This window comes from Pseudooceanicola aestuariicola (assembly GCF_045763785.1).
In the GTDB taxonomy this organism is placed as follows: Bacteria; Pseudomonadota; Alphaproteobacteria; order Rhodobacterales; family Rhodobacteraceae; genus Pseudooceanicola.
In genome coordinates, this window is record NZ_JBJGSF010000008.1 from 1 (window position 1) to 12,496 (window position 12,496).

Genomic DNA, 12,496 nt, shown 5'->3' on the forward strand with positions numbered 1-12,496 from the left:
GGAAACCATCGTCCCGATGGACCCGAGACCGGTCATGCACTAACAATCAAACCGGACCACTCAGGTGGGGCTGATCAGCCCACGCTCCGTCCATCGTGCGACATCAGATGTGTGCCTTAAGATAGTCCAGGATCGCGCGGATCCGAGGCAGCGATTGCCGACCGGGTTGAACGAGGGCTGTGATTGGCTGCCTTCCGGCTTCATGGAAGGCGGTCAGTAGCGGAACAAGATCGCCCGACGCCAAAGCCTCTGCCCCCAGAAAATCCCCAAGGCGAACAATGCCCGCTCCGGACACGGCCGCGCGCAACAGCGTTTCGGCACTATCGGATGTCAGCTGTCCACGTACCTTGACCGAAACAGGTTTGCCATTCTCTCGAAAGGGCCAGACAGCTTGATGAAGAAAACCGCCCAGCAAAAGACATTCATGCCGAACAAGGTCTTTCGGCGTTTTTGGTTCTCCATGCGCGGCCAGATAGGCAGGGCTTGCCGCGATAACACGCGAGACTGAGCCCATGGGGATCGCGACAAGCGTGCTGTCGGCCAAATCGCCCACGCGGATCGTTATGTCCGCCCGATCGGCGATGGGATCAATGCGGTGATCCGACACCGAAATGTCGAGCGAGATATCAGGGTATGACGTTGTGAACTTGGCCAGTAGCGGTGCCAGCTTGTGGTTCGCGAAGGCCGTGCCGCAATTCAGGCGCACATGTCCGCGTGGCGTCGTCGCGACGGCTGATAACTCTGCGCCCGCGACTTCGATGGCTTCCAGTATCGACTTTGCCCGAGGCAGGAATGCCTCGCCTTCGGACGTCAGCGACAATTGCCGCGTTGACCGAAAGAGAAGCTTGGTGCCGAGGGTCGTTTCCAATCGCGAAACCATCCGGGAGACACCAGAGGACGTATAGCCCGTTTCGGCAGCCACCGCAGCGAATGAGCCGCGCTCGACCACGCGCACGAACGCCGCGATTTCGGGGGCAAGGTCAAACATTTATTATAGACTCACAGGCAAGGGAGAAGGCCAAAAATTGGTCTATTTCTGCGATCAGATCAAGAATACAATCGCTTGGTCAGCTTTGACCTTGTCACGGAAAACTCTCATGCCGCTCAACAAACTCCATGTGCCCTGCGATCTTCCTGTGGAGACATGTATCCAGGTCAACACCTTGCTACATGCCGCTCTCGTGCAGCACTTTGCCGTCAATCCTGAGGATGATTTCTGCATCGTCATGCGATATGCGCGCGAAGACATGATGCTGCATCCGACCTTTCTGGGGCCGCGCGATCCTGAGGCCAGCATTATCATTGACATCACTTTGATGGCCGGGCGAACTGACGCGCGGAAAGAGGCGTTCTATTCCGAATTGCGATACAAGTTGCAAAAGATCGGCTTTCCGCCTGACAATGCGATCGTCTTCCTTACCGAAAACAACCCGATTGATTGGTCCTTCAGCCGAGGCGGATCGGTGAAAAAGGTGCTGGCCCTTTAACCAATCTACTGCAACGGCGATGCTAGACGGTCAGAACCAGCGGGCAATGGTCTGAAACCTCGGGTTCGTACACGACGTCAAAGGATTTGACCGCGCTTTCGTCATTCACCAGCATGTAGTCGGCGTATTTGACGGGTTTGGTGTAGTGCGAATTGCGAGTGCTGGTAAAGCCACGCCCGGTGACCAATTCTGTGAACCCGACCTCTTTCAGGATCTGCAACGTCTCGCTGCGCGGTTCCACGTTGAAATCTCCGCAGAGCACGGACAGATCATCCGGCAGTGCCACTTGCTGAGACATATTCAGGAAACGGCGGGCCTGGGCGGTCCGGTCAGGCGTGTCCATCTTGCCGCGCAGATCGCGTAGACCGTGCATGTGCGTTATGCTCACGGGGCGAGAAAGCTCCGCGTTAAATACACGGACGGCGTGGGCGCTGCGCGATCTTGGATGCTCGCCAAAGCCATCGTGCGAGTAGCTTTTGTGGACGAACCCTTGCACCTGGCCAATGATCGGGATCCTTTTGTGTACGAAAGTCGCCAAGCCCCATTGCGACGGAATGGTGGTGTCCCCATCCCACAGAACGCCTTGGGCCGCAGGGCAGAAGATCGCCACGTGATCGGGCAGACGCCGCATGACGTCGCGAAAGAAATTCGCGCGCTGCGGCAGGATGTGGTCGCCATCCCGATATGTTAGCCAATCCTTATCGGTCTCGGGGCTGTGCACCACCTCTTGAAGGCACAATACATCCGGCGCTTCCTTGGCGAGATAGGGCAGGATCTCTTCATGCAGTTTTCCACCCCAGCCGTTCAGGCACATTATCTTCAAGACACTCTCCTCATGCAGGGCGATCCCCCGCTTCAACCCAAAGGACCCAGCAGAGTCCAAGCATGACGCAGCCTATTCCTGATACCTGCAAGAGAGTGATCTGTTCGTCAAGAAAGGCGAACCCGCCAATGACGCCGAACACAGGCGTTGTCGTCAGAAACAGGCCGGCCATCCCCGCTGGAATCCCCTTGAGCCCCACGATGTAGAGCCAGAACGCCAACGCATACTGGACGACGCCAGAGATGATCGCCAGGGACAGCATTGGCGTTGAGGTATCGACTGGAATCCTTTCCCACCCAACCGCAATCAACACAGCCAGTATCAACAGAACGAGGCACAGACCCGCAGTTTGTTGCAGGGCGGTGAGAAGCAGGGCGGGCATTGTCTGTGCGAGGCGACTCGAGGCGATGACATAAAGGGCCGCAAAGAGCGTTCCCAAGAGAATGAGACCATCCCCCAGAATGCTGCCCGCGCCATCTGTCGCGGCATTCGCAGCATCGGTTGGACCGGCAAACGAAACGACGGCAACGCCGACGACAGAAAGAAGAATGCCCAGCCAGCTAACCCCGCGCATAGTCGCACGAAACAACAGCCACGCGAGCAGTAGAATGAATACCGGCTCGAGCGATGCGATGACGGTCGCGTTACTTGCGGTCGTCATGGCGAGGCCGGGAACCCCGACCGCGTAGGCCAGCCCTGGTTCCAGAAATCCGGTTGATCCGGTGTGCGCGGCCATGCCGAACGGGGGCAACCGCACGCGGGCCACGCATGCCGCCAGCCAGAGCACTGTCACACTGGCAGTAAGTTGGATGCTCAACAGGGTAAACGGACCAAATGCCTCAAGCGCCCCCTTGGTCATCACCGTCGCGCCACCCCAGCAAGCAGCGGACCCCAGCATTGCGGTAATCGCTATGGGCCGCGTGACGGCCGGGTGCACCGCGACGAAGGTCATCCGCGCGCGACCGTCTGCAGATAGGTCATCTCGACAGGGCAGGACGCCTGTTCGCAGATGCCTTCGTCGCAATTGCGGCAGATATGATCGCGAGCGGCCCTGGATGTGGTCAGCTTTGACAAAAGGCGTTCCAGGATCCGTTCTAGGTTGTCTTTGTCCTCTTGCGACAGATCGGCCAAAAGATCGTCAAGGAAGCCGGACTGGTGCGACCTCAGGTTTTGGTACGCGGCCCGTCCCTCATATGTCAGGAAAATCGGAACGTGCCGTCCCTGCTTTTGCGTGGACCTCTGCACCAGACCGTCGCTTGCGAGGCGGTCGACCAGCCGCACCGTTGCCGAGTGGCTAAGTCCAGTGACAGACGCAAGATCGGAGATGCTTTGCCCGTCATGCTGGCCGAGGGTCAATACCGTCGCGACAGCCGACGCACTCAGCTCCGATGCGGCAGTCATGGCCAGCATGTGCTGATCTGCGACAGCGGTCGCAAGCGCGTGAATAAGATTGCCAACCCTGTCCATCTTTACTTCAATATATTTATGCAGAATGCATATATACATAAATTCGCTTGGCGCAAGCGAAACGATGGGTGACGTGCATGGGGCGGCAGCAACGAGGGGCCTACCGGAACACGGCGACGTCTCGCCAGGGCTGATTCCTCGCATAGGCCGCCAATCCGCAAAGGGACAAAATGCCGATTGCCGCGAGAACAAAGAAACCACCCGTGTGGCCATCTGCAGTCAGGACACCCAGATAGGCACCAATGCCGGCACCGACGCCAGCACTGGCTTTGAATGCCCCGAAATAGACCGTAGCCGAACGCCCTTCGGCGTGACGTGCGGTGAAGATTTGCCCCGCCAGCATGACGCAGGATTCCCCGACAGAGAAAAGTGCTACGATCAAGAGCAATCCCCAGAGTCCCCCGACCGATGCGGCCCCGGCGATAGAGGCAAATGACACGATCAGGCCAAATATGAGCACCAGCAGCGTCTGACCGCGCGCAACAAGCGGGCCAAGGCAGGCGAGCGCTGCGACGCCCGCCAACCCGTTGACCACGAGGATCGCGTTGGCCCATGCAGGCGCATTGCCGAACCGTGAGGCGAGGAGCGGGAAGGCCGCAAAAAGCTGTGCGAAAACGGCCCAGAACGGAATGAGCGCCAAACACAAAAGCAAAAACTGGCAGTCCTGAAGCATGGGTGCCACAGAGCCGCTGATATGCCGATGCTGCTGGCCGCGAAGCAAGGGGCTTTGAACGCGAAGGCATCCCAGGCCGAGCACGATCAGCACAGCTCCAGCCGCGAGGAAGGCGGCGTCCGGGCTGACGAGGGTAAGCGCCACGCCGGACAGGGGGCCAAGCACGCAGCCCAGATTGAGCGCCTGGTCATTCAGAACGAGCAGCCGGTTGCGGAAATGCATGTCCTGTCGTCCGATGACCCCATAGAGACCGACCTCGTATGTCCCTTGACCCAGACCCAAAAGCGCGGCGGCCAGCAGGGCTTCGGCTGGCTGTGAGGCGAACGTCAACGCGGCAAAGGCCAGCCCGCGACAGGTCAGACCGGCAGACACGCCGCGCCATGGTTCAAGCCGGTCGACAGCCGGAGCCAGCAAGATCGGGCCAATCCGTGAGACACAAAAATAGATGGCGAGCGCCGTTCCCGCGACCGAAACCCCGCTGTCGATCCGCTGGATGATGAGAAGCGCGAGCATCGGCATTGCGGCGAAGTGAGCGGCATTCATTGCCGCCTGAAGAACGGCAATTCCCTTCAAGGCGCGTGGCAGGGCATGGGTGGCATGTGGCATCACAGTCTCCTTGGGCTTGTCAGAACCTTAGAGATTTGCCAACATGTCGCATATGGAAACCTCATCACCTATATGTACACCAAATGGATACACAGAGGCGCCCGCCTTAGTTCGCCATGTGCTGCGATCGGATGCCATGCGGGTCGTTCTTGCCGTGAGCGAGCTTGGATCGGTCCGCGCGGCCGCAGATGCCGTTGGCCTCACGCCGTCCGCGGTCAGCAAGCAGGTTCGGCGCGTTGAAGACCAGATCGGTCGCGCGCTTTTCGTGCGGTCGCGGTCCGGCCTTGCACCGAATGCCGAAGGCCAAGCGATTGCCGGATATGCAAAGAGATTTCTGGATCTTGCCAGCGAGATGGGCGCCCGATTTGACCGCGAACTTGTGGCGGGTCGCGTCCGGCTTGGCATAACCGACGATGTCGGTCTTGCAAAGATGCCGGAGTTGATCCGGCGGTGCGCCGCGATCCACCCGGGGCTACGGATTGAATTGACCGTTGGGCACTCATCGGAACTGCGCGATCTGAGTTCCGCGAGGTCTCTGGACCTCGCGATCCTGTCCGACGGCGGATTTGAACTGCCCTCCGATGCGATACCGCTGAGCTCTGTGCCCTTGGTCTGGATCGCCGGTGCCGGATGGCGGGACGAGGGAGGAGATCTTCCGATTGCGATCTCGGACGAAGGATGCCGTTGGCGGGCGGCTGCACTCACTGCGCTTCAGGGCGCGGGTCGGTCCTATGATATCCGCTGTACAAGCCCAGCCATGAGCGGACAACTCTCGGCCGCCCGCGTGGGATTGGCCGTGGCACCCGTACCAGCCACCGTCGCCGCATTGGAAGCCGGTTTGGACGCGGTCCGTACATCCTTGCCGGACTTGCCAAAGTGTCATCTGGGTCTTGTCGGCGATGTAGCGGCCAACAACGCGGTCAAAACAACCGCCGACGAAATCTGTCATGTGTTTGGAACGGAGGACCTGGCATGATCGTGCAGGCCTGTCTGAATGGCGCACGCCCCTCAGGCTATCACGAGGCGTTGCCGATCTCGCCAGACGAGATCGCGGCAGACGCCGCACGGTGTGTCACTGCCGGTGCTGCGGAACTGCATGTCCATCCGCGCCTGGCAGACGGACGCGAGGGCCTTGCCGCAGTAGACGACGTGATGAGGGCGCTCAGGCAGACCTGTCCCGGCACGCTCATCGGTGTTTCGACCGGCGCATGGATCGAGGAGGACCCAGAGATCACACGCGCGCGCATCGCGAACTGGTGCGTCTTGCCCGATCACGCGTCCGTCAACCTGTCAGAGCCTGACGCGTTCGGCGTGATAGAGTTGCTTTCTCGACGCGGGGTCGGCATAGAGGTGGGTCTTGCGACCGCGGCGGATGCCGAGAGGTTTTTAGCTGTCGCGGATCGTTTTCATGTCTTGCGGATCCTGATCGAGATCGAAGAACAGGACACGCAAAAGGGCGACGAAATAGTGGACGGCATCTGCGCCGTTCTGACTGCGGCGAATGTCAGCAGGCCTATCCTGCTTCATGGTTTCGACGAAACTGTCTGGCATTTCGTCTCGCGTGCAAGAGAGCGTCGATGGTCGACGCGGGTAGGTTTGGAAGACGGCAATCTTCGTCGCGATGGTTCCAAAGCTTTGGGCAATGCTGACCTAATCGGTGATGCGGTGTATCTGTTCAGAGATTTCAACGTCGCGCGCTGACTTTCGATGCTATCTTAAGGTGGTGAGCCTGCCAAAATCTTAAGAATAATGCCAAGCTCAGCGACCTAAAATCGACCCGTTGATAAGCTACGATAATGGCCCCTCTTATCGTGCGCGGGACTCGCAAAAGTTCGAAGTTGGTCGGCCTGACAAACCGCAAAGCTAAAGTGCAGGAATGCTGAGGGAACATACTGGCAACACTTGCGGATACCGGATATAGTGCTAGTATGAACTATCCGCCCAACATGTTCGATTTTTCTGAAGAGGTTGAGTGTGATCTCACACGCGTTGACCTGCGTCGTGTCGATCCGTCGGTAAATATGCGGCGGTTCTACAGTATGAGCCTCCAGCCTGATTTATTTGGTGGTGTCGACCTTGTGCGAGCGTGGGGCCGTATCGGCACGAAGGGACAGTCGCTGATCGAACGACATGCTGACGAGCAAGATGCAGTTCGTGCGATGCGTCGTCATACCGCCTCCAAACGCCGACGAGGATACACGTCTTGACGCCCTGAAACACACGCTCAGGACTGCGTCAGTATGTTATATCGCTCTAACATACCCCGTATCGAAACTTGCGATAGAGCCGCGTAAGGCCTATGCAAAAGGAGTATGGTCAGCAGCGAGATCGCTGTTGGCCTACGATCTCCCTGTTTGACTACTGCCGAGCTTGTCTCGGCATTTTCTTTTCAAATATGTCGGGGTCCCGGCCGGACAATTTTCGTGTCACACCGCTATAGATAATGGGGGCACTATTCCCGGCGCGATTTGTAGCACCGTTAAAGGATGTGCGCGCGGAACGTAGGTGCGGTGAAGTCGGGTCCGCCGTCTGCGCGAGGCGCGTGGGCAGACCCGACCGGGAAACCGCGATCACTGATACGCTACAACGGTAATACGACCCTCATGGAAGAAAAAGGGCAGCTCAGGGGAGCCGGAGATTATATAACAGGCGACTGACGCAGCACTTTCAAGCGCCTGCTGATAGCTTGTAACCGGGCGGCACCCGATGACATCTGGGACACCCTCGGGGACTTTGAAGCCAACGTTCCCGATCCATCCTTGGTCAGTTTCTTCAAGGTAGATATCGAGAATAGTGTTGCGATTATAGATCGGGTGACAGGGTGAAGCGTCATCATTGGTCATTGAACGACCAGTCGCTTCAAGCGCGTCGGTGACGACGTCCATGAATGACAGTTGATCGGACGCGTGGCTGTATGTGTTGAGTACTTTGTAAGACATCAGGTTTTGTTCCGTAGTGATATGGGGTGGAAAAGAGGTGTCAGGGTGAGGTGAAAGCACGACTTGCGAGCGGATCTCACGGAGGTACCTCGGCTCTCGCGGCAGCGTCGGTCCGTAATCCCTTCACCGCGTGGGAAATTGTTGGGTGAACCTGGCGGGGAAGGGGCTCGGTCTCACGCCAGCCCCAAAGGGCCTCGGCCGTCGGCCGTCGGCCTCTCGAAGCTGAGACCTTTGTCGAGAACACCGTAGATTTCAGTTTTGAGCAGGTTTTCGATCAGTACGTTTGTTGTGACGTGCACGCCGAGGTATGTCGCGGCGCTGGCGTCCCTCCAGGTGACATCTCTGACTTGGTTTGTTTCTGGGTCGACAAGCCAGGCGTGATGAAACGGCAATGAGCCACAGCGAGGATCCCAAGCCAAGCCTTCCCAGTATTCGAAACCGTAATTGAGCACACCGTTTGCTGCATTTCGGAAGCACTGTCGTGTGTCCCCGAGAGTGATACCGGCCGGCAGCGGGGCCCCCTGCATCTCCGTCCCGACCTCCTGCAAAAAGCGTGCCATAGGCCCACTGGCGAATTGACCGGCATAGCTCTGTGCAATCAGAGGATTCATAACGTGTTTCATGAGACGTCTCCTGTAAGTGGTCTTCGATTTCCGGGGCATCGGCGACAGGCCGGAACGACTGTCGAATAGCGATGACAGCTCGGCATCTGTTGCAGCTTCGCTCGTACAAAGTGCTCCGAGGGGTGGTCGTCAAAGAAACGCGCGAGGCTGGCCTCGTGATCACGCCGAGTGACATTCGCGGAGTCGATGATGGGCTGTGCCAAGCTTTGCCAAAACGCAGGCGAAACGCCGACCATACGCAACCCGCGGGTGACGCGGTCGGCCCGGTCGATCAATTCCAGATGGACTGGCCAGGCCTCTTTGTCGTTCAGCTGGGAAACCTTGGATAGTGTCTCGACGATTTCATCGCGAACAGCCGGGTTTTCTAGCCCAAGGCAATACGGCATCTCGAGAACAAGTGTCCCGAGTTGCACCACGATTAGCGGAAACGACCCTGTCGCCGTCGCGACCGGAAGCCATCCGATGCTGAAGCGACCTTTCCGAAAGTCCTTGATCTCCGAGCTGATCGGGTCGGTGAGCTGATGACTTACATCAATCACCAAGTGTCCATTCGCAGGGGCGATGTGTATGTAAGCCCCGTCTTTGCTGAGCACGGGGTTGGGTGATTTGGTACCGATCGCAAGCACTTGCATGGTATATTCCTTATTTTCCGTTGAGTGGATGGCTGACCGTCAACCTTCCTTGAAAAGGAAATCGGAACGTTTTCCGGGCGACGGAAACGACGTGGCCAATTTTTTTGAGATTGTGGGTCTTTTCTCTCGTGACGCCTCCAACGCTCCCTGCGAATGGGATCTTGGCCGTCCGCTCGAAAGACGAAGAAAAAAGATCGGAAGATTGCGAGAAAACAGCTCAAGCTGTTGTTTTCACGGTGTTTGGTGAATGCGCGACACAAAATCGTGTCAAACCGCTATAGATTACGGGAAGACCTTCTCATCGCCTGATTTTTGCCACAGCGCGTCGCTACGCCGAACATCAATGTGCATGTTTGGCGGTGAGAAATGGGTCAGAATAATAATGTGACGAAGCTGGGTCGTTCGAAGACGGGACGCTTCACCGCGAGCTCTCCGCGTCGGACCGGTCGACGGAGCCCGCAGAGCGCGTTCACGTCGCTCGCAGACATCGAGGGGATCTTGAGAGACAAGCTGGGCTCGGCCCTTGATGACCTCATAAGCCCCCCGGATCCGAAGGACTCCGATACGAAAACCGGTCTACCTGTTCATGTGATTGCCGCAAGCCCTGGGTCTGGCAAAAGCCGCGTGACGCGCGAGCTGATGGCCAAGCGGTGTGATCACCGGATAGCGTATCACACACCGACGCTCAAATTGGCGGAAGAGGCGGAAGAGGATGAGAGACGCTTTGGGTCTAAAACACGCCTTTTGCGCGGTCGCAGCGCGCCCGATCCGGGCCGTCAAGGCAAGCCGATGTGCCGAAAGTCGGCGGTCGTTGATGAGGCGGCAGCATTGGGAGTAAACATCACTAAATCATTCTGTGGAACGGAAAAGGAAAACGCCTGCCGCCATCACAGGTCATGCGCATATTTGCGCCAGCGCAAGGGCTTGGGGAAGGTACAACACGTTTACCAAGCAACAGCGTCGATGGATCGTGCCGTTGCACCCAAATGGCAGCCAGCGGTACGCGTTGTCGATGAGGCGTTCTGGACGTCGCGGGTGCATGTGAACTGGGTTTTGATCGCCGATTTTCTGGCTCGGCGACCGATCCCGGATGAACTCGTCAAAAGTGCTTCGCCTGAGATTGAGCGCAAATGGCACGCTCGTTCCGAAGCACTTGAAGCTGCGAATAAAGATCTCATCAATCTCTTGTTTGCTGGTAAACCACTGGACGCCCTCGGGCGCACTGCAAAGCGATGCCTTTGGTTAGCAGGGTTAGAGTCAAGACTGGGCAAGCAGACGATCCAAATCAATCCGAGTGATCGGATCGGAGAACAGCGCAAAGCGATCAAAGAGGCCAAGCAAGCTCGAGCCCACGCAGCGATTTACGCTGCGATCTGGTATGCAGTTGCGAACGCCCTGAAGTGCGGACGCACCTTTACCGAGCGCGTCACTGTTGACATGCGATTTGATGAGCCGTCGCTTAGAGTGTGCGGTAAGACTCGCGTCTCAAGAGACACACCACTTGTTCTGCTGGATGCGGATGCCGACAAAACAATCTTGGCCGCGCTTGGGTGCGATGTGCGATCGTTTTCCCAACAGACCCTTCGACCGAACGCAGAGGTTGTACAGGTCGCGGACCATAGAATGCCCAACGCATCACTGCTGTGGCGCGATGGTGCCAACGAGTTGCGCAGGAAATGGGTAGATGTCATCCGGCGCGAGGTTCTGAGAGATACAGCTTCAGGCGGGCAGGGCGTCCTTGTCGGTGCGACGCGGAAAGTTGTGAAAGCCTTTTTCGAAGATGCGGGTCATAATTTTGAGGGTTGGTCTGACGCAGATGTTTCCAGCTTTATGCTCAACGAAAAATTGCACGGGGCATCTTGGCTCTGGTTTGGCGATCGGTCCCGCGGATTGAATACGTACGAGCATTTGACAACGGTGGTCGTCATCGGACGCAACGAGCTACCAGTCTCGATCCTGGAAGATTATGGCCGGGCCCTGTTCGGTGACGATCCAAGCCGTAATCTGGATTTTATGACTGTTCGCGACGGTAAGACGTTGCCGATGCCGATGATCCCGAGAGAATATGAGATGAAGAGCCGTGTAGGAATGGCCGTCGATGTTCCTTATCATCCGGATCCTTCGATCAGGTGTCTTCAAGAGCAGTTTCGCGAGCGCGGTATCGCGCAGCTGATCGATCGCCTTCGGTTGGCACGCGCGAAATCTCCGAAGCGCGTCGTTTTGGGGTGCAACATCCCTATTCCGGGTCTGCCTGTAGACGAGCTGGTGGCCTGGGAAGAGCTCGTACCTGCGCGTACAGTTCGTGCGGCAATCGCGGCGTTGGAAGACCAAGGCGGGATACGGTTTAACCACTCTGATCTTGCAATTGACGCTCCCAATATGTTCGGCTCAGCCGAAGAGGCAAAGCAGCATCTTAAGCATCTGAGAAAGCATTTCGGCCGTGATCTCGATGTTCATGCAATCAAGGCTGAGCTGGGCGGAGATGCATCGATTGTCGTGGTCGAACTGCAGCAAGACTTGAAGTACAAAAGACCCGCGATGGCGCTTTTGCGCCTCAGTCCCGGCGAGACCGCTCGTTCTGTCGCGGAACACCTGTGGGGACCTTTGAAATACTGCACAGAGGTCGAAGATCGGGCGGCGAAATCAGCTGCATGATGGTCTGTGAAACCGGGGCGATTTGCTGTGCCATCCAGTTTTACTGCGGAAAGTTTGCGGTTATCGGCTCTCGTCCGTCTACGGCATCAAACCCGATCCCCGGTCGAGCGGCTGGATGTAGCCCGCTACCTTCGGTGCATTACTCTGACTAGAATGGATTTTCTGACTATTCGGATTATTGTGTGAAAATAAGTGCTAATACATAGGGCCATTGGCCCTATGTATTAGACATCAGCAGGGCAATGGTGTCCGCCTACAGGGAGACGCTGGAATGACCTATCAGATCAAAGAGACCCGCGAATTCTATGGCCCTAAGAAGGAAACGGGCGTTCTTCGCGACCACTTTGGTGATCCGCTGACCTTCTCGGATCGCGCCGCTGCCAAGGCAGAAATTGATCGCATGGACGCCGAGGTATACTACCTCGCCCACAATGAGAGCGCCCGACCGACCTACCGCATTGTCAAGGCATGACCCCCGCAGACCTCCGCACCGCCCACCACTCCCTCGGCCTGAGCGCCGGGGGAGCTGCGCGTCTATTTTGGGTGTCTGATGTGCGAACAGTGCTCCGCTGGTGGCTGGGCGAGCGTGAC

The 12,496-nt window shown here is 57.6% G+C and carries 14 protein-coding genes; 6 read left to right on the forward strand and 8 right to left on the reverse strand.

Going from position 1 to position 12,496, the window contains the following annotated elements; genetic code table 11:
• Positions 1 to 103 precede the first annotated feature (103 nt).
• The gene (locus ACI3GR_RS17995) at positions 104 to 988 is read right to left on the reverse strand and encodes a LysR family transcriptional regulator (RefSeq protein WP_407496457.1); all 885 of its coding nucleotides are present in this window, start codon (positions 986 to 988) and stop codon (positions 104 to 106) included.
• 37 nt (positions 989 to 1,025) lie between these two features.
• Here ACI3GR_RS17995 and ACI3GR_RS18000 point away from each other — a divergent pair, with 37 nt between their 5' ends.
• Positions 1,026 to 1,487, forward strand: a complete 462-nt coding sequence (locus tag ACI3GR_RS18000; RefSeq protein ID WP_407496459.1) for a tautomerase family protein — start codon at positions 1,026 to 1,028, stop codon at positions 1,485 to 1,487.
• A 22-nt stretch (positions 1,488 to 1,509) separates the two neighbouring features.
• Here the strand turns inward: ACI3GR_RS18000 and ACI3GR_RS18005 are convergent, their stop codons facing one another.
• From ACI3GR_RS18005 to ACI3GR_RS18020, 4 genes are all read right to left on the reverse strand, one after another.
• Positions 1,510 to 2,301: an endonuclease/exonuclease/phosphatase family protein gene (locus ACI3GR_RS18005; RefSeq protein ID WP_407496509.1), complete on the reverse strand. Its 792-nt coding sequence runs from the start codon at positions 2,299 to 2,301 to the stop codon at positions 1,510 to 1,512.
• Between the two features lie 19 nt (positions 2,302 to 2,320).
• Positions 2,321 to 3,262: a DMT family transporter gene (locus tag ACI3GR_RS18010; protein WP_407496461.1), complete on the reverse strand. Its 942-nt coding sequence runs from the start codon at positions 3,260 to 3,262 to the stop codon at positions 2,321 to 2,323.
• The gene (locus ACI3GR_RS18015) at positions 3,259 to 3,720 is read right to left on the reverse strand and encodes a MarR family winged helix-turn-helix transcriptional regulator (protein ID WP_407496462.1); all 462 of its coding nucleotides are present in this window, start codon (positions 3,718 to 3,720) and stop codon (positions 3,259 to 3,261) included. Before ACI3GR_RS18015 ends, ACI3GR_RS18010 begins: the two co-directional genes overlap by 4 nt.
• A 157-nt stretch (positions 3,721 to 3,877) precedes the next feature.
• Complete coding sequence (locus ACI3GR_RS18020) at positions 3,878 to 5,056, reverse strand: MFS transporter (protein ID WP_407496463.1); 1,179 nt, start codon at positions 5,054 to 5,056, stop codon at positions 3,878 to 3,880.
• Between the two features lie 136 nt (positions 5,057 to 5,192).
• On the opposite strand from ACI3GR_RS18020, the gene ACI3GR_RS18025 reads away from it, so the two are divergent.
• From ACI3GR_RS18025 to ACI3GR_RS18035, 3 genes are all read left to right on the forward strand, one after another.
• Positions 5,193 to 6,032, forward strand: coding sequence for a LysR family transcriptional regulator (locus ACI3GR_RS18025; RefSeq protein ID WP_407496465.1), 840 nt, complete (start codon positions 5,193 to 5,195; stop codon positions 6,030 to 6,032).
• On the forward strand, positions 6,029 to 6,757 hold the full coding sequence (locus ACI3GR_RS18030; protein WP_407496467.1) for a 3-keto-5-aminohexanoate cleavage protein: 729 nt from the start codon (positions 6,029 to 6,031) through the stop codon (positions 6,755 to 6,757). Before ACI3GR_RS18025 ends, ACI3GR_RS18030 begins: the two co-directional genes overlap by 4 nt.
• Positions 6,758 to 7,002: 245 nt before the next feature.
• Entirely contained in the window at positions 7,003 to 7,263 is a 261-nt protein-coding gene (locus tag ACI3GR_RS18035) for a WGR domain-containing protein (protein ID WP_407496510.1), read from the forward strand.
• A 363-nt stretch (positions 7,264 to 7,626) separates the two neighbouring features.
• On the opposite strand, the gene ACI3GR_RS18040 is transcribed toward ACI3GR_RS18035, so the two are convergent.
• The 3 genes from ACI3GR_RS18040 to ACI3GR_RS18050 all read right to left on the reverse strand — a co-directional run bounded on the left by ACI3GR_RS18040 (position 7,627) and on the right by ACI3GR_RS18050 (position 9,250).
• On the reverse strand, positions 7,627 to 7,995 hold the full coding sequence (locus ACI3GR_RS18040) for a hypothetical protein (RefSeq protein WP_407496468.1): 369 nt from the start codon (positions 7,993 to 7,995) through the stop codon (positions 7,627 to 7,629).
• A 173-nt stretch (positions 7,996 to 8,168) separates the two neighbouring features.
• Entirely contained in the window at positions 8,169 to 8,618 is a 450-nt protein-coding gene (locus ACI3GR_RS18045; RefSeq protein WP_407496470.1) for a hypothetical protein, read from the reverse strand.
• Positions 8,615 to 9,250: a hypothetical protein gene (locus ACI3GR_RS18050; protein WP_407496472.1), complete on the reverse strand. Its 636-nt coding sequence runs from the start codon at positions 9,248 to 9,250 to the stop codon at positions 8,615 to 8,617. The genes ACI3GR_RS18045 and ACI3GR_RS18050 overlap by 4 nt, the downstream gene beginning before the upstream one ends.
• Positions 9,251 to 9,748: 498 nt before the next feature.
• On the opposite strand from ACI3GR_RS18050, the gene ACI3GR_RS18055 reads away from it, so the two are divergent.
• On the forward strand, positions 9,749 to 11,905 hold the full coding sequence (locus tag ACI3GR_RS18055; RefSeq protein ID WP_407496473.1) for a hypothetical protein: 2,157 nt from the start codon (positions 9,749 to 9,751) through the stop codon (positions 11,903 to 11,905).
• Between the two features lie 271 nt (positions 11,906 to 12,176).
• The gene (locus ACI3GR_RS18060) at positions 12,177 to 12,377 is read left to right on the forward strand and encodes a hypothetical protein (protein ID WP_407496474.1); all 201 of its coding nucleotides are present in this window, start codon (positions 12,177 to 12,179) and stop codon (positions 12,375 to 12,377) included.
• Positions 12,378 to 12,496 lie beyond the last annotated feature (119 nt).